This is a genomic window from Pseudomonas sp. nanlin1 (genome assembly GCF_045571515.1).
In the GTDB taxonomy this organism is placed as follows: domain Bacteria; phylum Pseudomonadota; class Gammaproteobacteria; order Pseudomonadales; family Pseudomonadaceae; genus Aquipseudomonas.
Genome location: NZ_CP124218.1, coordinates 2,739,244 through 2,760,851 on the forward strand (window position 1 = coordinate 2,739,244; position 21,608 = coordinate 2,760,851).

General features: G+C 61.3%; 17 protein-coding genes. 12 read left to right on the plus strand and 5 right to left on the minus strand.

Annotation, left to right across the window (positions count from 1 at the left end; genetic code table 11):
- Window positions 1-24: 24 nt before the first annotated feature.
- Entirely contained in the window at window positions 25-1,665 is a 1,641-nt protein-coding gene (pgm, locus tag QCL65_RS12805) for a phosphoglucomutase (alpha-D-glucose-1,6-bisphosphate-dependent) (RefSeq protein ID WP_407309125.1), read from the plus strand.
- Window positions 1,666-1,760: 95 nt separating this feature from the next.
- Here pgm and QCL65_RS12810 read toward each other — a convergent pair whose 3' ends face one another.
- A complete protein-coding gene (locus QCL65_RS12810; protein ID WP_407309127.1) occupies window positions 1,761-2,459 on the minus strand; it encodes a pirin family protein in 699 nt (232 codons plus the stop codon).
- A 246-nt stretch (window positions 2,460-2,705) separates the two neighbouring features.
- Here QCL65_RS12810 and QCL65_RS12815 point away from each other — a divergent pair, with 246 nt between their 5' ends.
- Complete coding sequence (locus QCL65_RS12815; RefSeq protein ID WP_407309129.1) at window positions 2,706-5,177, plus strand: UvrD-helicase domain-containing protein; 2,472 nt, start codon at window positions 2,706-2,708, stop codon at window positions 5,175-5,177.
- Here the strand turns inward: QCL65_RS12815 and QCL65_RS12820 are convergent.
- Complete coding sequence (locus QCL65_RS12820) at window positions 5,174-5,428, minus strand: DUF1652 domain-containing protein (RefSeq protein ID WP_407309131.1); 255 nt, start codon at window positions 5,426-5,428, stop codon at window positions 5,174-5,176. The genes QCL65_RS12815 and QCL65_RS12820 overlap by 4 nt on opposite strands.
- A gap of 564 nt (window positions 5,429-5,992) precedes the next feature.
- Here QCL65_RS12820 and QCL65_RS12825 point away from each other — a divergent pair.
- The 10 genes from QCL65_RS12825 (at window position 5,993) to QCL65_RS12870 (ending at window position 15,590) form a co-directional block, all read left to right on the plus strand.
- Window positions 5,993-6,568 carry a DUF1349 domain-containing protein gene (locus tag QCL65_RS12825; RefSeq protein ID WP_407309133.1) on the plus strand — a complete coding sequence of 192 codons (576 nt, stop codon included), beginning with the start codon at window positions 5,993-5,995 and terminating at the stop codon, window positions 6,566-6,568.
- 746 nt (window positions 6,569-7,314) lie between these two features.
- Entirely contained in the window at window positions 7,315-7,980 is a 666-nt protein-coding gene (locus tag QCL65_RS12830; RefSeq protein ID WP_407316832.1) for a methyl-accepting chemotaxis protein, read from the plus strand.
- Between the two features lie 12 nt (window positions 7,981-7,992).
- Complete coding sequence (locus QCL65_RS12835) at window positions 7,993-8,361, plus strand: response regulator (RefSeq protein WP_407309135.1); 369 nt, start codon at window positions 7,993-7,995, stop codon at window positions 8,359-8,361.
- A 21-nt stretch (window positions 8,362-8,382) separates the two neighbouring features.
- Window positions 8,383-8,694: a lipid asymmetry maintenance protein MlaB gene (locus QCL65_RS12840; protein ID WP_407309137.1), complete on the plus strand. Its 312-nt coding sequence runs from the start codon at window positions 8,383-8,385 to the stop codon at window positions 8,692-8,694.
- A gap of 32 nt (window positions 8,695-8,726) precedes the next feature.
- On the plus strand, window positions 8,727-10,910 hold the full coding sequence (locus QCL65_RS12845; RefSeq protein ID WP_407309139.1) for a chemotaxis protein CheA: 2,184 nt from the start codon (window positions 8,727-8,729) through the stop codon (window positions 10,908-10,910).
- A gap of 31 nt (window positions 10,911-10,941) precedes the next feature.
- On the plus strand, window positions 10,942-12,573 hold the full coding sequence (locus QCL65_RS12850; RefSeq protein WP_407309141.1) for a methyl-accepting chemotaxis protein: 1,632 nt from the start codon (window positions 10,942-10,944) through the stop codon (window positions 12,571-12,573).
- Window positions 12,574-12,583: 10 nt separating this feature from the next.
- Window positions 12,584-13,114, plus strand: a complete 531-nt coding sequence (locus QCL65_RS12855; protein ID WP_407309143.1) for a chemotaxis protein CheW — start codon at window positions 12,584-12,586, stop codon at window positions 13,112-13,114.
- Window positions 13,115-13,145: 31 nt separating this feature from the next.
- Window positions 13,146-13,955, plus strand: a complete 810-nt coding sequence (locus tag QCL65_RS12860; RefSeq protein WP_407309145.1) for a CheR family methyltransferase — start codon at window positions 13,146-13,148, stop codon at window positions 13,953-13,955.
- A complete protein-coding gene (locus QCL65_RS12865; protein WP_407309147.1) occupies window positions 13,952-14,500 on the plus strand; it encodes a chemotaxis protein CheD in 549 nt (182 codons plus the stop codon). The genes QCL65_RS12860 and QCL65_RS12865 overlap by 4 nt, the downstream gene beginning before the upstream one ends.
- The gene (locus QCL65_RS12870) at window positions 14,487-15,590 is read left to right on the plus strand and encodes a chemotaxis response regulator protein-glutamate methylesterase (protein ID WP_407309149.1); all 1,104 of its coding nucleotides are present in this window, start codon (window positions 14,487-14,489) and stop codon (window positions 15,588-15,590) included. The genes QCL65_RS12865 and QCL65_RS12870 overlap by 14 nt, the downstream gene beginning before the upstream one ends.
- 131 nt (window positions 15,591-15,721) lie before the next feature.
- Here the strand turns inward: QCL65_RS12870 and QCL65_RS12875 are convergent, their stop codons facing one another.
- Genes QCL65_RS12875 through mexE form a run of 3 tightly spaced genes read right to left on the minus strand, consistent with a single transcriptional unit; the run spans window position 15,722 to window position 21,540 of the window.
- The gene (locus QCL65_RS12875) at window positions 15,722-17,116 is read right to left on the minus strand and encodes an efflux transporter outer membrane subunit (RefSeq protein ID WP_407309151.1); all 1,395 of its coding nucleotides are present in this window, start codon (window positions 17,114-17,116) and stop codon (window positions 15,722-15,724) included.
- Complete coding sequence (locus tag QCL65_RS12880; protein ID WP_407309153.1) at window positions 17,113-20,292, minus strand: efflux RND transporter permease subunit; 3,180 nt, start codon at window positions 20,290-20,292, stop codon at window positions 17,113-17,115. Before QCL65_RS12880 ends, QCL65_RS12875 begins: the two co-directional genes overlap by 4 nt.
- A gap of 12 nt (window positions 20,293-20,304) precedes the next feature.
- Window positions 20,305-21,540, minus strand: coding sequence for a multidrug efflux RND transporter periplasmic adaptor subunit MexE (mexE, locus tag QCL65_RS12885; protein ID WP_407309155.1), 1,236 nt, complete (start codon window positions 21,538-21,540; stop codon window positions 20,305-20,307).
- Window positions 21,541-21,608 lie beyond the last annotated feature (68 nt).

Genomic DNA, 21,608 nt, shown 5'->3' on the forward strand with positions numbered 1-21,608 from the left:
TTTTCTTGATTCCGAGGTTTTTGCATGACGCACAGTCCATTTGCGGGCAAACCTGCCCCAGCCCAGTTGCTGGTCGATATCCCGCGCCTGGTCACCGCCTACTACAGCCAACGGCCCGACCCGGCCGAGCCGACCCAGCGGGTGGCGTTCGGCACCTCCGGGCACCGAGGCAATTCGTTCGAGGCAAGCTTCAACGAAGACCACGTTCTGGCCATTAGCCAAGCCATTTGCCTGTACCGCCAAGGCAAGGGGATCGACGGCCCGCTGTTTATCGGTATCGACACCCACGCGCTGTCTACCCCGGCGGCGGTGTCGGCTTTGGAAGTGTTTGCCGGTAATGGCGTCGAGGTGATGATCGCCGAACACGATGAATACACGCCGACCCCGGCCGTGTCCCACGCGATCATCTGCTACAACCGTGGCCGTGAACGTGGCCTGGCGGACGGCGTGGTGATTACCCCATCGCACAACCCGCCGCAAAGCGGCGGCTTTAAATACAACCCACCCAACGGCGGCCCAGCAGACACCGACGTCACCAAATGGGTTGAAGCCAAAGCCAACGAGCTGCTCGCCGATGGCCTCAAGGGCATCAAGCGCATGCCCTATGCCCAGGCCCTGAAGGCATCCACGACCCATCGCCACGACTACCTCAATACCTACGTGGCCGACCTGATCAATGTGATCGATTTCGATGCCATTCGCGGCGCTGGCCTGCATTTGGGCGTCGATCCTCTGGGCGGTGCCGGGGTGCGCTACTGGTCGGCGATTGCCGAGCACTACAAGCTGGACCTGGAAGTGGTGAACCAGGCGGTCGACCCGACCTTTCGTTTTATGTGCGTCGACTGGGACGGGCAGATCCGCATGGACCCGTCTTCCAACCACGCCATGCAGGGCCTGATTGGCCTTAAAGAGCGCTTCGACGTAGCATTCGCCTGCGACCCCGACCATGATCGCCACGGCATTGTTACGCCATCAGGCGGCCTCCTGGCGCCTAACAATTACCTGGCCGTGGCCATCGATTACCTGTTCCAGAACCGCCCACAATGGCGCGCGGATGCCGGTGTAGGCAAGACCGTGGTCAGCAGCGGCCTGATTGACCGTGTCGCCCAACGGCTAAACCGTCGCCTGTACGAAGTGCCAGTAGGGTTCAAGTATTTCGCCGACGGCCTGTTCGAAGGCTCGTTGGGCTTTGGCGGCGAGGAGAGTGCAGGGGCGTCGTTCTTGCGCAAGGACGGTAGCGTCTGGAGTACCGACAAGGACGGTTTGATCCCCGCCCTGTTGGCTGCGGAAATCACTGCACGTACCGGGCGCGACCCCAGCCAGGCCTACCAAGGGCTGACGGACGCCCTGGGTCAGCCATTCTCGACCCGCGTCGAAGCCAAGGCCAACCCGCAGCAGAAAGCGGCCCTGGGTAAACTGGCGCCCGAGCAGGTGAAATCCACTGAGTTAGCCGGTGAGCCCATCGAGCAGATCCTCAGCCATGCGCCCGGCAATGGCCAGGCAATCGGCGGCCTGAAGGTCATGACCGCTAACGGCTGGTTCGCGGCACGGCCATCGGGTACCGAGGACATCTACAAAATCTACGCCGAGAGCTTTATCGACGAGGCGCATTTGCAACGTTTGGTGGGCGAGGCGCAGGTGTTGGTGGATAACGCTATCGCGTAAAAGATCGGGTGAAAAGATCGGGGGCAAGCCCCCTCCTACGCAATTTGACCGTAGGAGGGGGCTCGCCCCCGATCTTGTCCCACTCACCCCCAATCTCAAGCCACATCAACCAGCACAATCTCACTGTCTTCAATAGCCGTAACCCGCAACACCGCCTCATCTGCAACGGCTACCCCGTCCCGTGCAACCGCCCGCAAGCCATTGACTTCAATCACGCCGCTGGCCGGTACCAGATACGCCTTGCGCTGGGCGTCCAGGGCATATTCCGCAGTTTCCCCGGCTTTCAGGCTGGCCGCCACCAGGCGTGCGTTGGCGCGAATGCGCAGGCTGCTGGCGTCTTCGCTGCGACCGCTGGCCAAGGTAACGAAGCCTTCGCCGCGTTCGCCTTTAGGGAACGGGCGGGCGCCCCAGGAAGGCGGTGCGCCGCGTTCGTCCGGCATGATCCAGATCTGGAAGATCCGGGTCAGGGTGCTTTCGTGGTTATATTCACTGTGGGCGATGCCGGTACCGGCGCTCATCACCTGCACGTCACCGGCTTCGGTACGCCCTTTGTTACCTAAGTTATCCTGGTGGCTGATCGCCCCCTCACGGACATAGGTGATGATTTCCATGTCTTGGTGGGCATGCTTTGGAAAGCCCGTGCCAGGTGCAATCTCGTCGTCGTTCCAGACGCGCAGGTTGCCCCAGTTCATCCGCGCCTGATCGTGGTAGCTGGCGAAGGAAAAATGATGGTGGGCGTTCAACCAACCGTGGTCGGCGCCGCCCAAGGTGGTGAAAGGTCTGAGTTCGAGCATGCTGATCTCCTGTAAGGAAACGCTGCGCCATGGCAGACGTTATGGTGTGCAGGCAGCCAGTTTCACGAAAAAGGTTATCGATAAAAAGCGTAAAAACTGCCGTAAACCCATCTAATAATCAGATGTTATACCTCTTAAAGCGAATTCACTTCGTCGCCTAATTGACTGATCCTAAACTCATTACTGGCCAAAATCGTGCAACAGCGCGACCATAGCCGCTGCTGCCAACCCTGCCATGGAGCCCGCGTGCCTGCCTCCCGCCCCGAACAGCCTGACGAACTGCATCCCCCCCAACAACTGCCGCTGCTCAAGCGTTGGGTCGCGCGCCTATTGGGCCGCGGGCTGAGCCGCTTGAATGCGCAGCACCGTGACTCCTGGTTCCACGGGCACGCCGCTGGCCAGCGTCTTGGCCACGCCAAAGGAGTGCGTGATGGCTATGACGAGGGGCGAGTCGACGGCTATGAAGAGGGGCAGCAAGTGCTGGTTATTCGCGACACGCGCGCGCCGGGGCATGCTGTACCCGGAGTCGACGATTTGTTGTTCGACGACTGGCGACTACCGATCGACGCGGGCCTGAAAAAACGTATAAAGGCCGACGTCGCGCAGCGCCTGCCGGCCCACAGCCAGCCCAGTGCCGCCCAGTGGAAAATGATTTTCAGCGACACCCCCAGCACCTGTGTGGTTGCCGGAGCAGGGGCCGGCAAGTCCACCACCCTGGCCCTGCGCATTCTATTGCTGCACCACTACCTGGGCTTCGAACTGGCTGCTATGACGGTAGTGACGTTTACCCGTGAATCGCGTAAAGATTTTATTAAAAAGTTACGCCAACTGTTTGATTTATTTGAATTAAATATCTCAGAAAAAAGCGCTCAGGAGTTGGTGCGTACGTTTCACTCGCGTATCTTGCCACTGGTTCGCAGCCTGCCAGGCTTCGCTCAGCTCCAGGCCTTCGAGAACCTGGGCAGCCGTGAACGGCAGGGCGAAGAAGCCGACAGCAACCCGTTCGATCTACGCCTCAACGATGCCCAGCGCCAGCAATTGAACCTGTGTTACCGCGATTTGTGTAGCGCCAGCCCCCGCTTTGCTGAGCTGGTGGGCGCTCTGCGCCTGCACAGCCTTAAGCTCAAGCCCTTGGACCGCGACCACCCCGATGTGCAGAAGCGCGTGATGGTCACCGAACTGTCGGCCCAGCGCGACGAAGAACTCTGCGATGTCATCGAAGACTTATGGTTCGCGGCAGGCGCTTGGCCGATCAAAGGCATTGAGCCGAGTCGCCAAACCCTTGAAATCAACGGCAGCACCTTTCACGTGCATGGCCATATTGCTAGCCTCGATGCCTGGGTGGTGCTCGGTTGTGACCCCGGCGAGAGTCAACAGATCAAACGGAACGGGGCCAAATTACCGGTCTGGGCCGAATGGTTAGTCAAGCGCACGCTGTTTCAAGCTTTCTGCGATAAGCCTCTGATATGGATGGAAAACTATCGTGACGCCAAGCGCCTCGTGCCGGCCCTGGCGGCCGAAGCTGTGGCGGGGCCGGGTTTTGACTACAAGGTTAAAGGGGAGCTCGGCAGCGTGCCGCTGCTGGATGCTTTCGTCGGCTGTGCCGGGTTTATTGAGAACCTCGGGCTCGATGTCACAGCGGCGGTGGCCGGCATGAGTTTCGCCCAGGACGACAGTGATCGGTTGTTTTTCGAGGCCCTGAGCCTGTATTGGAAAGCGTTCGAACAGCACCTGCTGGGCATGACGCCACCGGTCATGACCTACAATCGAATGTTCGCCTTGTTTGGGGAAAACTCCCCGGAGAACCTGCAACGGGTGGCTGATGCCCATTTGCGCCCATTGGCGCATTTAATGATCGATGAATTTCAGGACGTATCACCGCAGATCGTTTCCTGGCTGCGGGCCAGCCTGCGCGAGATCCGCAGACGTAGCCCAGGGCTGCAGGCGGGGCAGGTGGCACAGTATTCATCGTTGTTATGCGTGGGCGACGATTGGCAGTCGATTTACGGCTGGCGCGGCAGTTCGCCGCAGTACTTCATGGAATTTACTCAGACCTTTGCCGCGCCCAGCCACACCCGCGTGTTGTTGGTGGAAAATTACCGTAGCCAGGCGTCGATCATCGAGGCTGCAGAGCACATTGTGCGCGCCACTCCCACCTTGCCGGGCAAGAAGGCCCGGGCCTGTGCCGAGCACGCTGAGGCGCGCCGGCCGGTGCAGGTCTTCAAACGCGATGATGCGGACCTCGGCCGTCGGGTGGTGGAGCATTACCGGCGCGGGGACTCGGTGTTGCTGCTGTATCGCAAGAGCAGTGACAGAGCGCTGGTGGCCGAGCACTTGGGCGGCATTGTCGAAGAAGACCGCGCGGCCCCGGCTGAGCAACGGCGTTTCAAGCAGTTGACTTACCACAGTGCCAAAGGCTTGCAGGCCGATGCGGTGTTTCTAGTGGGGGATTGTCAGCACCTGAGCAGCTCGCCTTACAAGAACCAAGTGTACCGCTTGGCTGGGCTCGGCAAGCCAGGTGATCCCCAGGCGTTCGACAAGGCGCAGCAGGAAGAAGCCTTGCGCTTGGCCTATGTCGGTATCACCCGGGCAGCGGGTGATTGCTATTGGTATGTCGAAGAAGCTGGCAAGGACACCGGCCAACAGCCCCGTGCCTCGGACCAGGTTGACCCGGCCAAGGCATGCTTCGATGATCAGCGCCGCCGGATCCAGGCTTAGCTATAGGCCAACATCGGTGGCACGAACGCTTCGAGCTCGGCTTCGACCGCTTCGATAATGCGCTCTACATCGGCGGCGTTCATCACGGTCGCGCAGGGCAGGCCGGCAATAGCAATGAGCGTTTCACCGGTAGCCCGGTCGAACAGACGCGCCACCATGCTACTGGGGGCGTCCATGCTGCCCTCGAACCCCAGAGGATGAAAGTGCCAGCGCATCACTTGGCATGCGTTGGGAAAGGTCATTTTATTCATGCTACCCGACCTCCTGCGTTGGCAACCGTCCAAAACTCCAGAGGCGCCCACAAGCGCGCCTCCTGAGTCTTAAAAATAGCATTGGGTTCCATGTTTGTTGTGAAATATTTCGCAGAAAGAGCAATTTAACTAGGCTTTTTGATGTGCGTCACGAACCCAGGCGCTCGCACAGGGGCTGGCCATTTATTGGCCATTACCGCGCGTAAGGGTTTTACCGTGAGCTTGCACGCGGTTGTTCATGCACAGCACTAGAAAACGCCTTTAACTGCTTGATGTGTAAATTTATATCTTTGATATCGCCCTATGCGAACGACTTTCGTTTACCTATAGCGAAAGGCTTACACGACTTACAGCGCTTTGCTCTATGCACCTTGGCTTGTCCGTGAGTAATCTAGACCCATCAGCTGCAGAGTAGGAACCCTGCAGGATCAAGGAAGATCGACCATCGCCCCGGAGGGCTGCCGACAGGAGTTGGATTGGTTCTGAAAAACCCGCCTCGGCGGGTTTTTTGCTTTCTGGCAACCGAAAATGTACCTGCCCCAGCCAAGATCAATAAGGAATGCCATGCTCGAAAAATGCCAGTGGCTCAACGAACCTGAACGTTGGACACTCAGCCCTGAATGCCTGACGGTGACCACCGATGCCAATACGGATTTTTGGCAGCAGACCCAATATGGCTTCGAGCGCGATAGCGGGCATTTTTTCGGCATGCGCACCGAGGGCGACTTCACCGCTCAGGTTCGCCTGCGGGGCAACTATAGCGACCTCTATGACCAAGCCGGGCTAATGGTCCGTATCGATGCCAAGCACTGGATAAAGGCAGGCGTTGAGGTCAGTGATGAGCGGCTACTATTGTGCAGTGTATTGACCAACCCGCAATCGGATTGGGCGACTGGGCCTTATGACGGTGACGAAGCCGGCTTCTGGCTACGGGTCACCGTCAGCGGCGCGGTGGTGCGCATCCAGTATTCATTGGACGGGCTGCGCTGGCCCTTGCTACGCCTGGCGCCTTTTCCAGCGGCTGACAGTTATCTGGTAGGGCCGGTGTGCTGTACGCCCGAACGCAGTGGGTTGGAGGTGGCCTTTTCCGAGTTCAGCGTGACCGCGCCCTTGCAAAAGGCCCTGCATGATCTGAGCTAAATGGGTTTACTCAGCATTTCTTGAAAATATATTTACAAAACAATGACTTAAATTTTTTTTGTAGGGTTTTTCCACTCGTTTGAGCGTTCGGCTACTCACTCGGGTTTAAGTTTTGCCGGGCGGCGCAGATACAGGGTCAGGAGCCTGTAACAGGTCAAGACTTTCGCACCCTCCTGATCAAGGAAGATTGCATGTACGCTCAGCATAACCCTGCCTATAGTTCTACGCCTGCGCCAATGCCCAGCGTTGCCGTGCCGGTGATGCTAGTCGGCGTGGTCAGCGCCGCTTGCGTATACCTGCAACACTCATTTGCCCTGCACTGGGCCGTTAGCGTCGCGGTCGCGTTGCTGGTCGCTTTGGCGTGTGCCGTATGGCTGAGCATGCGCCAGCATGCCTGGCTGGCGCGCCAGGCCGAGAGCCAGGCGCTGGCCAGCGAGCGCAGCCAGCTTGAAGCGGCCGATGCCATCGACGGCGGCCTGCACGATCTGTGCTTACAGGCCACGCCGATCTGGTCGCGTCAGGTGGAAAGCTCGCGCCAGCAAACCGAAAACGCCGTCATCGAGCTGACCGACCGTTTTGTCGGCATCTCCACCCGTTTGGAACAGACTGTCCAGGCGTCCCAGCAAGCCGCCGGGGATCTTTCCGGGCAAGGCCAGGGCAGTGCCCGCGACACCCTGGCGTTTGGCGAAAGCGACCTGCGCGCCGTGGTCGAAGCCCTTAAAGCCACCCAGCGTAGCCGCGACGAGATGCTGGAAGAAGTCCGCCAGCTCAATGAGTACACCGGCGAGCTGCGCACCATGGCCACCGACGTTGGCGCCATTGCCGCACAAACCAACCTGCTGGCCCTCAACGCTGCCATCGAGGCGGCCCGAGCGGGTGAGGCTGGTCGAGGCTTTGCCGTGGTGGCCGACGCCGTACGCACGCTGTCCAAACAGTCGAGCGAGACCGGTAAGCAGATGTCGACCAAAGTCGATGTGATCAACAGCGCCATCAGCCGCGTGGTGGCGGTGGCGGGTGACAGTAGCGAGCACAGCAGCGACCTGATCAGCCAGTCCGAAGCGCGCATCCAGGGTGTGCTCGACCGCTTCGGTGAAGTCACCGAGCGCCTCAGCCATTCCGCCGAATTGCTCCAGCGCGAAGGCAGCGGTATCCGCGAGGAAGTGAACGACGTATTGGTTTCGCTGCAGTTCCAAGACCGCACTAGCCAAATCCTCGCCCATGTGCGCAACAACCTCGACCGTTTGCAAGCCCACCTGCAACAGCGCGAAGCCACGCCTGGCCAGCCTGATGACCTGGATGTACGGGCTTGGCTGCAGGACATGGAGCGCACCTACGCCACCGACGAGCAGCGCCAGATCCACAGCGGCGGGGCCCGCCACGCCAATACCGAACACGAGATTACATTTTTCTGAGGAGCAGTTCCCATGGCCAAGACCATCTTGGTAGTCGACGATTCCAGCAGCGTACGCCAGGTCGTCAGCATCGCCCTTAAGGGGGCCGGTTACGACGTTATCGAGGCCTGCGACGGTAAGGACGCGCTGCGCAAACTGACCGGGCAGAAGGTTCATCTGATGATCAGCGACGTCAACATGCCCAACATGGACGGCATCACCTTTGTCAAAGAGGTCAAGAAGCTGGCCAGCTACAAATTCACCCCGATCATCATGCTGACCACTGAGTCCCAGGAAAGCAAAAAGCAGGAAGGCCAAGCGGCAGGTGCGAAAGCCTGGATCGTCAAGCCCTTCCAGCCGGCCCAGATGATGGCTGCCGTGTCGAAGCTGGTGTTGCCGTAAGGCCCCCTGGGAGTAACGAGCATGGCTATTGTCGCCCAGACCCTCAACGGCACGTGCACCCTGGCGGTGGACGGCGAGATGAGCATTTACACCGCCGCTGAACTCAAGGGTGAGCTGCTCGGTTGGCTGGAGCCGGCCACGCAGACCCGGCTGGACCTGGCCCAAGTCAGCGAAATCGATGCCGCCGGCGTGCAGTTGCTGTTGCTGATCCGCCGCCAGGTGTTGGCCGCGGGCCAGAGCCTGACCCTGATCGAGTGCAGCCCCGCCGTGCGTGACACCCTGAAGCTGTGCAACACCTGGACGATGTTTGAAGGACAAGCGAGCCTCGCCTGAGGCTTGCGTGCGGAGGGTCGCGAAAGCGCACTATGGATATTAATCTCGATTCAGCGTTGCAGACCTATATCGTTGAGGCTCGCGAACTGCTGCAGGACATGGAAAAAGCCCTGCTGCAACTCGAAAGCGACCCCACCGACAGCGATACCATCGACCGTATCTTTCGTGGCGCCCACACCATCAAAGGCTCTGCGGGCCTGTTCGGCCTGACTCCAGTGGTCGGCTTTACCCACTTTGTCGAAGATGTGCTCGACCGCGTGCGGGACGGCCATGTCGCCATCGACCGCGACTTGATCGCCTTGTTGCTGGCTTGCACCGACCATATCGCCGAACTGGTGGAGGTCGTCGCCGAACGCGGCGGTAGCCTCGATGCGCCCGCCATGCAGCGCGAAGCCGGCCTGCGCGAGCGTCTGCTGGCCTATCAGGGGCAGCGTACCGAGGCCGCTGGGGCGATTGCCGCCAAGCCAGCCCCAGAGGGCGCAGTGAGGGTGCTGGACGGCGAGCCCCGTGTGGCTAGCCCGCACTGGCATATTTCCCTGCGTTTCGGCGAAGACGTGTTCCGCAACGGCATGGACCCGTTCTCCTTCCTGCGCTACCTCAACACCTTGGGCGAGATCCAGAATATCGCCACCACGGCGCAAGGCATGCCGGAGCTGGCGCAAATGGACCCTGAGTCCTGCTACCTGGGCTTTGAAATCCGCTTGCGCTCCGAGCAAACCGCGGAAACCATCGCCGAAGTGTTCGACTTCGTTCGCGAAGATTGCGCCATTCGCATCATCGAGCCCCACGGCACCCTGGCCGATTATCGCGAGTTGGTCGGGCAGTTGCCTGAAAGCGAGGAGGAGGCCGGCCAATTGTTGCTGGCCGCAGGTTCCCTCAGCGATGCCGAGTGGCAGCAGTTGCTCGAAGCTGCGCCACAGGCCAGCGTCGAGTCGGCCGCTAGCCTGCCGACCGTATTCGAAGCCACCGCCGCCGCCGACACCACTGTCGCCGTGGTGCCCCAGGCCCGAGAAGCCAAGGCGCGGGAAAACGTCTACGTGCGGGTGCACGCCGACAAGCTGGATGAACTGATCAACCTGGTGGGCGAGCTGGTGATCGCCGGGGCGGGCGCCAAGTTGCTGGCCAAAGACGCTGCCGAGGCGGAGCTGCGCGACGCCACTGCCGGCGTCGCCGACTTGGTGGAGAAGACCCTGGACTGCGCCCTGCGCATGCGCATGGTGCCCATTGGCGACACCTTCAGCCGCTTTCAGCGGGTGGTGCGCGACGTCAGCCAGGAGCTGGGTAAAGACATCGAGCTGACCATCAGCGGCGGCGACACCGAACTGGATAAAACCGTAGTCGAGCGCATCGGCGACCCCCTTATGCACCTGATGCGCAACGCCATGGACCACGGCATCGAGGCGCCAAGCGTGCGCCTGGCCGCGGGCAAGCCAGCGAAAGGGCGGCTGCGCCTGAATGCGTTTCACGATGCCGGCAACATCATTCTGGAAATCGCCGACGACGGAGCTGGGCTCAACCGTGAGCGCATTTTGGAAAAGGCCCGCGAACGCAATCTGATCCCAGCCACGGCCACCCCGAGCGACTCGGAAATCTACAACCTGATCTTCGAGCCAGGCTTCTCCACGGCGGCGGCGGTCACCAACTTGTCTGGCCGCGGTGTGGGCATGGACGTGGTCAAGCGCAACATCACTGCACTGCGCGGCACCATCGATTTAGACAGCCGCCCAGGCCAGGGCACGACCATTCGCATTCGCCTGCCATTGACCCTGGCGATTATCCACGGGTTTCTCGTGGGGGTGGGCGAGGCGTCCTATGTGGTGCCGCTGGAGCGCGTGCAGGAGTGCCTGGAGCTTAGCCCCACTGCCCACGACAGCGCCCGGCGCTGCGGCTATATCGACCTGCGCGGGCAGGTGCTGCCCTTGCTGTTTCTGCGCGACTACTTTGCGATCGAAGGGCCCATCGTGCGTCGTCAGAACGTGGTGGTGGTGCATTACCTGGATAAAAAAATTGGCTTAGTGGTGGATGAGTTGATGGGCGAGTACCAGACCGTCATCAAACCCCTGGGCAAATTGTTCGGCGCGCTCCATGGCATTGGCGGGTCGAGCATTTTGGGCAGCGGAGCGGTCGCGCTGATCCTCGATATACCTGCACTGTTCACGCGGCTGTCCGAAGGCGACCGCACCCCGTCGTTCAATCACTCACCGTCTGTCAGCTGACTTTCTTTACGTATCGCACGGAGCAACGCTCATGAAATGGTTTTACGACCTGAAAATATCCACCAAGCTGCTTACCTCTTTCATTACGGTGTTGGCCCTGACCGCGCTGATTGGTGGCTTTTCGATCTTTCAACTGGCCCAGGTCAACTCCACCTCCACGGAGATGAAAGAGAACTGGATACCGTCGATGCGTGCGGCGGCCGGCATGCGCTTCTATGCCTCGCAATTCCGCACCCGTGAAATGCGCCACCTACTGGCCGACTCGGCCGAAGAGAAGGCGGCCCAGGAGCAATTGGCCGGTGAGTCGCGCAGCCAGATGGAAAGCCGTCTGACCGACTACCAGAAACTGGTCAGCAGCCCTGAAGAGCGCGCTCTGTACGACAGTCTGGCGAAGGATTGGGCTGGCTACACCGCCCTGAACAAGACGGTATTCGACCTGTCCCGTGCCGGTCGGGTGGAGGAGGCCAAGACCATCCTGACCACCGAGTCCAAGCGCTATTCCGATAGCATCGCCGAGACCACTGCCAAGCTGGTGCAACTCAACGACGACGGCGCCGCCGCGGCGAGCCAAACCGGCGATGCGTTGTACGCCAGCGCTCGCCTGGCGATCATCATTGCCCTGGCGATTGCCCTGATGCTGGGCTTGTTCCTGGCGGTATTCGTGGCTCGGATCATTTCCCGGCCGTTGAACAACGCCGCCGAGATTGCTGGCCGCCTGGCTGAAGGTGACCTCACCGCCAATGTGGTGGTGACCTCCCGTGACGAGACCGGTATGGTCCTGACCGCCATGCAAAATATGGTTGGCAAGCTTTCGCACATCATCGGCGAAGTGCGCAACGCGGCCGACAACCTGGCCAGCGCCTCGGAAGAAGTCAGCGCTACGGCCCAGTCCATGAGCCAAGCCACCAGCGAGCAGGCGGCCAGCGTGGAAGAAACCAGCGCGTCGATCGAGCAGATGAGCGCCAGTATCAACCAGAACACCGAGAACGCTCGGGTCACCGATGGCATGGCCAGCAAAGCCGCGCGCGAAGCCACCGAAGGCGGCCAGTCGGTGCAGCAAACCGTAGTTGCCATGAAGAAGATCGCCCAGCGCATCAGCATCATCGATGACATCGCCTACCAGACTAATCTGCTGGCACTCAACGCCGCCATCGAGGCCGCCCGTGCTGGCGAGCACGGTAAAGGCTTTGCCGTGGTAGCCGCCGAGGTGCGTAAGCTGGCCGAACGCAGCCAGATCGCCGCTCAGGAAATCGGTGAGCTGTCCACCAGCAGCGTGGAAATGGCCGAGAAGGCTGGCAGTTTGCTCAACGAAATGGTGCCGTCGATCAATAAAACCAGCGACCTGGTTCAGGAAATCAGCGCCGCTTCAGAAGAGCAGGCCGCTGGGGTAGGGCAGATCAACACGGCCATGGCGCAATTGAACCAGGTCACCCAGCAGAACGCCTCCAGCAGTGAAGAGTTGGCCGCCACCGCTGAAGAAATGAGCAGCCAGGCCGAACAACTGCAAGAGGCCATGAGCTTCTTCACCTTGGCTAGCAGTTCGGCCGGCTTCGCCCCTGTACAACGGCCGCGCGCGCCGGCCGTCAAAGCCAGCGCGGTGCCGAGCCTGCGCCCGGTGTCGTCCGGTTCGGCGGTTTCGGAACACGAATTCACCCGGTTTTGAGGGGCATGCCATGGGCGGCTTGACAGTGAGTAACGGCGCTGCGGCGACGTCCGAGGAAGACGGCCAGTACCTGACCTTCACCCTCGGTAGTGAGATGTATGCGATCGCCATTTTGGGGATCAAGGAAATTATCGAGTACGGCGGCCTGACCGTGGTGCCGATGATGCCGGACTTCGTCCGCGGGGTGATTAACCTGCGCGGCGCGGTGGTGCCGGTGGTCGACCTGGCGGCGCGTTTCGGCCAGCCGAATGCCAACGTAACCCGGCGCAGTTGCGTGGTGATCGTCGAAGCGCATTCGGCTGAGGAAGGGCGCCAGGACATCGGCCTGTTGGTAGACGCAGTGTCGGCGGTGCTGGATATCCCGGCCAGCCAGATCGAACCGCCACCGAGCTTCGGTGCGCGGATCAACGCCGATTTCATCAATGGCATGGCGCGTATGGACAGTAAGTTCGTCATCGTGCTCAACGTCGACCGGGTGCTCTCGGTGGACGAGATGGCGCAGATGGCCGCTGCGCATACGCCAGCATTGGGCCAAGGTTGACCCGCTACCTTCATCAGCAAAGGACCGCCGCGTGAACGCTATCCCGCTCAACGACAGTGAGTTTCAACAGTTCCAGGAGTGGCTGCACCGCACTGCCGGGATCAGCCTGTCGGCGGCGAAGAAGCCTCTGGTCGCCGGGCGTTTATTCAAGCGCCTGCGTCACCATCAGCTAAGCAGTTATGGCGATTACTTTCGTTTGATCATGGGCAGCAGCGGCGCGGCCGAATTGCAGGTCGCGCTGGACATGCTGACAACAAATGAAACGTATTTTTTTCGCGAGCCCAAACACTTCGATTTTCTCCGCGACAAGGTCTTGCCCACGGCAGCGGTGGGGCGCAGTTTTCGGGTGTGGAGCGCCGCCTGTTCTTCCGGCGAAGAACCCTACAGCCTGGCCATGACCCTGGCGGACGGCCTGCCCAGCGGCACGCCGTGGGAAATCGTGGCTTCGGACATCAGCACCCAGGTGCTGGCCCAAGCGCGTAGTGGCCACTATCCGATGGCACGCTCGCGCAACTTGCCCCATGAGCAATTGGTCAGGCATTGCCTCAAAGGCATCGGCCGTCAGGAAGGCACCTTTCTGGTGGAGAAAGCGCTCAGGGATCGAATGCAATTTTTGCAGGTCAACTTGAACGAGAGCCTTCCCAACCTCGGTGAATTCAACGTGATCTTCCTGCGCAATGTGATGATTTATTTCGATATGCAGACCAAGCGCCAAGTGGTGGCGCGCATGCTGCCGCTGCTTAAGCCTGGTGGCCATCTGATCGTCAGTCACTCCGAAAGCCTTAACGGCGTGTGCGAGAGCCTGCAGTTGGTGGTCCCTTCGATCTATCGCAAACCATGAGCGCCTTTATCGATCTGCCCGGCCGCGCGTACGAGGTCAACCTGGCCATTGGTGACTATTATTTCGGTAAAGCCGGGACGCGCATCAGCACGTTGTTAGGCTCCTGCGTGGCGGTCACGTTCTGGCACCCGCAGTTGCGGGTCGGCGGCATGTGCCATGCCTTGCTGCCGGGCCGGCGTGAGCGTGGCCAGGGGCTGGACGGCAAGTACACCGATGAAGCCGTGGAGCTGCTGCTGCGCGCGCTGGCGCCCTATAAGCGGCCCTTGCGCGAGTTTCAGGTAAAACTGTTTGGGGCGGGGAACATGTTCCCCGACTTTATCGTGGTGGGCGCCGTGGCCGACGTCGCCTACCGTAATGCCCAGGCAGCGCGAGAGATTTCCGCGCGTCTGGGGCTCAATGTGATTGCCGAAGACTTGGGCGGGCTCGGCCACCGCAAAGTGCTATTCGACCTCGCCAGCGGCGATGTGTGGGTGCGCCAAGACCCCTTGCGCCGCCCGCCAAGGATGGCCGCTGCGTTACCTAGGGAGCTGCATGAAACCCATTAGTGTGTTGATCGTTGACGACTCAGCCGTGGTGCGCCAGGTGATGCAGGCAATCCTCGAAGCCGAGCCAGGTATTCGCGTGATGGGGGCCGCCTCCGACCCGTTGTTCGCCATTGATCGCATGCTTAAGGAGTGGCCGGATGTGGTCATTCTGGATGTGGAGATGCCACGCATGGATGGCATCACTTTTCTGCGCAAAATCATGAGCGAGCGGCCGACTCCGGTAGTGATCTGCTCATCGCTGACGGAAAAGGGCGCCGAAACGACGTTGCAGGCGCTGGCCGCAGGTGCCGTGGATATCATCACCAAGCCGACGGTAGGTTTGAAAAATTTCCTGTTGGAATCGGCCAACGAACTGGTCCATGCGGTGCGCGGTGCGGCCCAGGTTAATCTGCGTAACCTGGGGCGTATCGCCCCAACGCCGTTTTCCGCCGCCAAACCGCCAGTGGCCGGGCCAGCCGGTGTGGTAGTGGAGCGCCACAGCGCCGACGCGATACTGGCGCCGGGCAACGGCCAGGCGATGGTGTCGACCACCGAACGCATTGTCGCCCTGGGCACTTCCACCGGGGGCACCCAGGCCCTGGAGCATGTGCTGACGCGCCTGCCCAGGGTGTGCCCAGGCATCGTCATCGTCCAGCATATGCCGGAAAAATTCACCGCGTCGTTTGCCCAGCGGCTCAACGAGCTGTGCGAGATCGAAGTGCGTGAAGCGCGCAACAACGACCGGGTATTGCCCGGCCTGGCGCTGATTGCCCCCGGGGGCAAGCATTTACTGCTCAAACGCAGCGGTGCGTTCTACCTGGTGGAAGTACGCGATGGCCCCCACGTTAACCGCCACCGGCCCTCGGTGGATGTGCTGTTTCGCTCGGTGGCCAAGTTCGCCGGTCGTAACGCCACGGGCATCATCATGACCGGCATGGGCGACGACGGCGCCCGCGGCCTGAAGGAAATGGCCGAGGCGGGCGCCAGCACCTTCGCCCAGGATGAGGCCAGTTGCGTAGTATTTGGCATGCCTAAGGAAGCGATCAAATTGGGCGGCGCAAAAAAGGTCGTCGCCCTAAGCGAAATCCCCCGAGCAATCACCGGCGCGTAGGAGGGGCCTTGGCCCCGATCTTTTGACCTTGGCGATGGAACATATACCGCGGCGCCTATAACCGGCCGCTGGCGCGGCCTCTCGGGGCCAAGGCCCCTCCTACGCAATGGGATCACCGCGCCAGCAGCCGATTAAGCGTCCCAGCCTCCGCCCAGCGCTTTATAGATGGCGACTATACCCCGGTACAGATCAACTTCGGCCTGAGCCTGGGCGTCCTCGGCGCTGAGGCGTTCGCGTTCGGCGTCCAGTAGCACCAGGTAGTCCACTGTGCCCTCACGGTATTGGATCGAGGCCAGGTCGGCCGCCGCGCGGCTGGACTCGCTTTGCCGAATCAACGCCACCAGGCGTTGCTGGCGTTTGCTGTAATCGCTAAACGCGTTCTCCGACTCCTCCAGGGCCAGCAGTACCTGCTGCTCATAATTGGCCAAAGCCCCTTCAGCATTGGCGTCAGCGCCGCGGATACGAGCGCGCACGCTGCCCAGGTCGAAGGCGGCCCAGGTAATACTGGGGCCCAGGCTCCAGGCATTAGCCGCCGACGAACCCAACTGCGAGCCCCGAGCGGCGGTAAAGCCCAGGAAGCCGCTAAGGCTGATGCGTGGGAACAGGTCGGCGGTGTTCACCCCAATGTTGGCGGTGGCTGAGGCCAACTGGCGTTCCGCGCTGCGCACATCAGGGCGGCGGCGCAGCAGGTCGGCCGGGTTACCGATGGGCAGCGCCTTGGCGATGGCGGGCAACTCGGCGGGGGCCAGGTTGACGGTCAATTGTTCAGGTCGTTGCCCTAACAGGGTCGCAATACGGTTGCGCGCACGCACCTGCTCGGCCTGCAACTGCGGGACGCTGGCCTCTACCGCCGCCAGACGTGCATCGGCGCGCACCACATCGAGCTGGTTGCCGACCCCCGCGTCCTGCAGGGTCTGGGTGATGCCGCGCGAATCGTTCTGGTTCTTCAGGTTGGCCAGTGCGATCTTCTCGCGCAGCTGGGTGCCGCGCAGCTGACCATAGGCGTCGACCAGCTCGGCAATCAGGCTCACGTGCAGTTGCTGTAAATCGGCGTCGGCGACGCCTATCTCGGCATCGCTGGCCTCCAACTGGCGCTGGATGCGCCCAAACAAGTCGAGCTCCCAGGCCATATCCAGGCCTAGGTCGTAACGCTCACTGTTGACCCGGCGGGTGGTTTGCCCAGGGATCTGGCCTTTGCCGACTTCACTGCTGGCGCGGCTGGTGACCACGGGCAGGTTATCGTTGGCGTCGTCATCACGAATCGCCCTGGCCGCCTTCAGCCGGGCGAAGGCCACCCGCAGCTCACGGTTGTCCTGCAACGATTGGCTGACCAACTGGTTGAGGATCGGGTCATCGAACTGTTGCCACCACTGCGCCTCGAAGTCCTTGGGCGCGAAGCGGCTGGCATCGTTAGCGGCCGTCACGGCTGCGGGCGCGGTGTTGGGCGCCTGGTAGTCAGGGCCCACCGCACACGCGGCCAGCGCCAGCACTAACAGGCTCGGAGCAAAAAGTTTCAACGGGCTCATGGGCGCGCCTCCAGAGACACGGCGCGGGCGGCTTTGCGGGCTTGGCTGCGCTCGACATAACGGCGGATCAGAACAAAGAACACTGGGGTCAACAACAAGCCGAAGAAGGTCACCCCCAGCATCCCGGAGAACACCGCCACACCCATGGCGTGGCGCATTTCGGCACCCGCACCGGACGACAGCACCAGGGGCACCACACCCATGATGAAGGCGAACGAGGTCATCAGGATCGGCCGCAGGCGCAACCGGCAGGCTTCCAGTACCGCCGCCAACGGGTCGAGGCCTTCGGCCTGTTTGTCCTTGGCGAACTCGACGATCAGAATCGCGTTCTTACACGCCAGCCCCACCAGTACGATCAGGCCGATCTGGGTAAAGATGTTGTTATCGCTACCGGCGATCATCACCCCGGCGATGGCCGAAAGCAGGGTCATGGGTACGATCAGGATCACAGCCAGCGGCAGGCTCCAGCTTTCGTACTGGGCGGCAAGCACTAGAAAGGCCAGCAATACGCACAGCGGGAAGACGAACAGCGCCGTGTTGCCCGAGAGAATCTGCTGGTAGGTCAGCTCGGTCCACTCGTAGGCCATGCCGTTGGGCAGCTCTTCTTTGAGCAACTGCTCCACGGCCTTTTCCGCTTGCCCCGAGCTGTAACCGGGGGCGGCGGCGCCGTTGATCTCAGCGGTGACAAAGCCGTTGTAGTGCATCACTCGGTCAGGCCCGGCGGTGTCGGTGACCTTGAGGAAGGTCGCCAGTGGGATCATTTGCCCCTGGTCGTTACGCACCTTGAGCTGGCCGATCTGCTCGGCCTCCAGGCGAAATTGCTGTTCGGCCTGGACGTTGACCTGGTAGGTACGGCCGAAACGGTTAAAGTCGTTGGCGTACAGCGAGCCTAGGTACACCTGCAACGTGTCGAAAATCTCGCTGATGGCCACCCCGTGGGTCTTGGCTTTTTCGCGGTCGATGGCGGCATCGACCTGCGGCACGTTCACGGTGTAGCTGGTGAACAGCCCAGCCAACTCCGGCACATTCTGGCTCTTGGCAATGATGTTTTGCGTTTCTTTGTAGAGCGCGTCATAGCCCAGGTTGCCACGGTCTTCGATCTGCAGACGGAAGCCGCCGATCGTCCCCAGGCCCATCACCGGTGGCGGCGGAAAGATCGCCATATAAGCATCTTGAATGCCGGCAAACTTACCATTGAGCGCGCCGGCGATGGCACCGGCCGACAGGCTGGCGTCTTTACGTTCCTCGAACGGCTTCAAGGTCACGAAGACGATGCCGTTGTTCGGGCTGTTGGTGAACCCATTGATCGACAGGCCCGGGAACGCCACGGCGCTTTCCACCCCCGGTTGCTTGAGGGCGATGTCGGACATGCGTTTGATCACGTCTTCGGTGCGGTCCAGGCTGGCGGCGTCCGGCAGTTGGGCAAACGCCACCAGGTATTGCTTGTCTTGGGACGGGACGAAGCCGGTCGGGGTGGCGGCAAAGCCGAACCAAGTCAGCACCATCAGGCCGGCGTAGACCAGCAGGGCGATGCCACTGCTGCGGATCACCCGGGCCACGGTTTTTACATAGCCATTGCTGGCTTTGACGAAAAACCGGTTGAACGGGCGGAACAACCAGCCCCCCAATAGCTTATCCAGTACCCTGGAGAAGCCGTCCTTGGGCGCATCGTGGCGTTTAAGCAAGACAGCGGCCAGGGCCGGCGATAAGGTCAGCGAGTTGAAGGCCGAGATCACCGTGGAAATCGCGATGGTCAGGGCGAATTGCTTGTAGAACTGCCCGGTTAGCCCGGAAATAAAGGCAGCCGGTACGAATACCGCGCACAGCACCAACGCCGTGGCGACGATCGGCCCGGTCACTTCGGCCATGGCGCGCTCGGTGGCGGCCACCGGTTCCAGTCCTAACTCGATATTACGCTCGACGTTCTCCACCACCACAATGGCGTCGTCCACCACGATACCGATGGCCAATACCAGCCCGAACAGCGACAGGGCGTTGAGGGAAAAGCCGAACATGTGCATGACTGCGAAGGTGCCGATCAGCGACACGGGCACGGCCACCAGGGGAATGATCGAGGCGCGCCAGGTCTGCAGGAACAGAATGACCACCAGCACCACCAGGATCAGCGCTTCGAACAGGGTATGCACTACCGCTTCGATGGAGCCACGAACAAAGATGGTCGGGTCATAAACAATGCTGTAGTCCATGCCTTCGGGGAAGTCGTGCTTGAGCTCGGCCATTTTCGCCCGAACCTGGTTCGACACATCGATGGCATTGGAGCCGGGGCGTTGGAAGATGGGCAGGGCGACCGCCGGCTGGTTGTCCAGCAAGGAGCGCAGGGCGTATTGGCTGGAGCCCAGTTCGATGCGGGCAACGTCTTTAAGGCGGGTGATTTCGCCGTTGGCCCCGGCGCGCACCACGATGTTCTCGAATTCTTCCTCGGTCACCAGGCGGCCCTGGGTGTTGATCGACATCTGAAAACTGGTGGCGTTGGGCGCGGGCGGTGAGCCCAGTTGGCCGGCGGCGACCTGGCGGTTCTGTTCGCGAATGGCGGTGACCACATCAGTGGCCGTGAGGTTGCGTGAGGCGGTCTTGTTTGGGTCAAGCCACACCCGCAAGGAGTAGTCGCCCATGCCGAATAGCTGCACATCGCCGATGCCGTCCAGGCGCGCCAGTTCGTCCTTGATGTTCAAGGTGGCGTAGTTGGACAAGTAGAGCATGTCGTAGCGCTGGTCCGGGGAGGTCAAGTGCACAACCATGGTCAGGTCAGGCGAGGCTTTGTCGACGGTGATACCCAGGCGCGTGACTTCCTCGGGCAGTTTCGGTTGGGTGCGGGTGACGCGGTTCTGCACCTGCACCTGGGCGTTATCCAGGTCTGTACCCAGGGCAAAGGTGATTGTTAGGGTGAGCTTGCCATCAGCGGTGGATTGCGAGGACATATACAGCATGTTCTCGACCCCGGTGATGGCCTGCTCCAACGGCGAGGCCACGGTTTCACCGATGACTTTCGGGTTGGCGCCAGGGAAGGTCGCGCGCACCACGACGGTCGGTGGCACCACTTCCGGGTATTCACTGATGGGCAGTTGGAACAGTGAGATACCGCCGCCGATCAGGATCAGCAGAGACAACACAGCAGCGAAGATCGGCCGCTTGATAAAAAATTGAGAAAAGTTCATCGCTGATGTTCCTTAACCGCGTGGTGTGGCGAGGCTGACAACCTTGACCGCTGGTGTTGGGGCTTTGCCGTTGCTGGCTTCCAGGGCTTCGCGCTGACGAGCGAGCGCCGCCAACGTGGCCGGGCTGGCCATGGGCGTGACTTCAGGGTCCAGCGCTGCCCCCGGGCGTACCCGCTGCAGCCCGTTAACCACGATGCTGTCGTCCTTGCTCAGGCCCGTGCGCACGATCCGCAAGCCCTCCAATTTGGGCCCCAGCTCGACGCTGCGGTAAACCGCCTTGTTGTCTTTATCCAAAACCAGGACGAATTTCTTGCCCAGGTCGGTGCCCACCGCTTCGTCCTTGATCAGCAAGGCGGAGTAGGTGGCACTGCCCACCAGTTTCAGGCGCGCATAGAGGCCGGGGGTGAACTGCCCGTCGCGGTTGTCGAACACCGCACGGCCGCGAATAGTGCCGGTGCGCGGGTTGACCTGATTGTCGACGAAGTTCATCTGGCCCAGGTGCGGGTTGCCGGTTTCGTTGCTCAGCCCCAGGTACACGGGTGAGGCTTGGCCACGTTGGCCGGCGCGGGCCAGTTCGGTGTATTTGAGGTAGACGCGTTCGTCGGCGTCGAAGTAGGCGTAGACCTTGTCGGTGGAGACCACGCTGGTGAGTGCCGAAACGTCGGCGGTGACAATGTTGCCGGCGGTGATTTCGGCGCGGCTGACGCGGCCGCTGAGGGGCGCGGTGACCCGCGTAAAACTCAGGTTCAGGCGCGCCAGATCGAGCTGCGCCTGGATTCCGGCCATGGCCGCGCGGGCTTCCTGGGCCGCGCTGCTGCGCGACTCGGCCAGTTCCGCCGAGATCGCATTGGCAGTCTTCAGGCGCTGGCCCCGTTGCGCTTCGTTGTCGCTGCGCGAGGCGCTGGCGCGGGCTTGTTGCAACTGCGCTTCGAGCCGACGGACTTCAGCCTGGAAAGGCCGTGGGTCGATTTGGAACAGCAGGTCGCCTTTTTTCACCAGAGCGCCTTCGGTGAATGCCACCTGGTCGATCTGCCCCGACACCCGTGGGCGCACTTCGACGGTTTCAGGGGCTTCCAGGCGCCCGGTGAACTCATCCCACTCGTTCACCGGTTGCTCCAACACCTTGGCTACGCTGACTTTGGCCGCGCTGGCTGCAGGGGGAGCTTCAGGTGCGCGGCCACAGGCTGCGAGCACCAATACGGCCAGGGCCGCGAGGGGCAAACGCAAGGGTTTGAGAGACTGTTCCATGGGAAAATCCGCCAGAGGTCAATAGAGAGTGGGCGGATCATGAGCGCGACGGGGATCATCGACGAATC

Coding starts and splice junctions, on each gene's coding strand:
- QCL65_RS12850 (WP_407309141.1), top strand. CDS start 10,942: ATGAAATGGTTTTACGACCTGAAAATATCCACCAAGCTGCTTACCTCT.
- QCL65_RS12855 (WP_407309143.1), top strand. CDS start 12,584: ATGGGCGGCTTGACAGTGAGTAACGGCGCTGCGGCGACGTCCGAGGAA.
- QCL65_RS12880 (WP_407309153.1), bottom strand. CDS start 20,292: ATGAACTTTTCTCAATTTTTTATCAAGCGGCCGATCTTCGCTGCTGTG.
- QCL65_RS12865 (WP_407309147.1), top strand. CDS start 13,952: ATGAGCGCCTTTATCGATCTGCCCGGCCGCGCGTACGAGGTCAACCTG.
- pgm (WP_407309125.1), top strand. CDS start 25: ATGACGCACAGTCCATTTGCGGGCAAACCTGCCCCAGCCCAGTTGCTG.
- mexE (WP_407309155.1), bottom strand. CDS start 21,540: ATGGAACAGTCTCTCAAACCCTTGCGTTTGCCCCTCGCGGCCCTGGCC.
- QCL65_RS12875 (WP_407309151.1), bottom strand. CDS start 17,116: ATGAGCCCGTTGAAACTTTTTGCTCCGAGCCTGTTAGTGCTGGCGCTG.
- QCL65_RS12830 (WP_407316832.1), top strand. CDS start 7,315: ATGCTGGAAGAAGTCCGCCAGCTCAATGAGTACACCGGCGAGCTGCGC.
- QCL65_RS12835 (WP_407309135.1), top strand. CDS start 7,993: ATGGCCAAGACCATCTTGGTAGTCGACGATTCCAGCAGCGTACGCCAG.
- QCL65_RS12825 (WP_407309133.1), top strand. CDS start 5,993: ATGCTCGAAAAATGCCAGTGGCTCAACGAACCTGAACGTTGGACACTC.
- QCL65_RS12840 (WP_407309137.1), top strand. CDS start 8,383: ATGGCTATTGTCGCCCAGACCCTCAACGGCACGTGCACCCTGGCGGTG.
- QCL65_RS12870 (WP_407309149.1), top strand. CDS start 14,487: ATGAAACCCATTAGTGTGTTGATCGTTGACGACTCAGCCGTGGTGCGC.
- QCL65_RS12820 (WP_407309131.1), bottom strand. CDS start 5,428: ATGAATAAAATGACCTTTCCCAACGCATGCCAAGTGATGCGCTGGCAC.
- QCL65_RS12810 (WP_407309127.1), bottom strand. CDS start 2,459: ATGCTCGAACTCAGACCTTTCACCACCTTGGGCGGCGCCGACCACGGT.
- QCL65_RS12845 (WP_407309139.1), top strand. CDS start 8,727: ATGGATATTAATCTCGATTCAGCGTTGCAGACCTATATCGTTGAGGCT.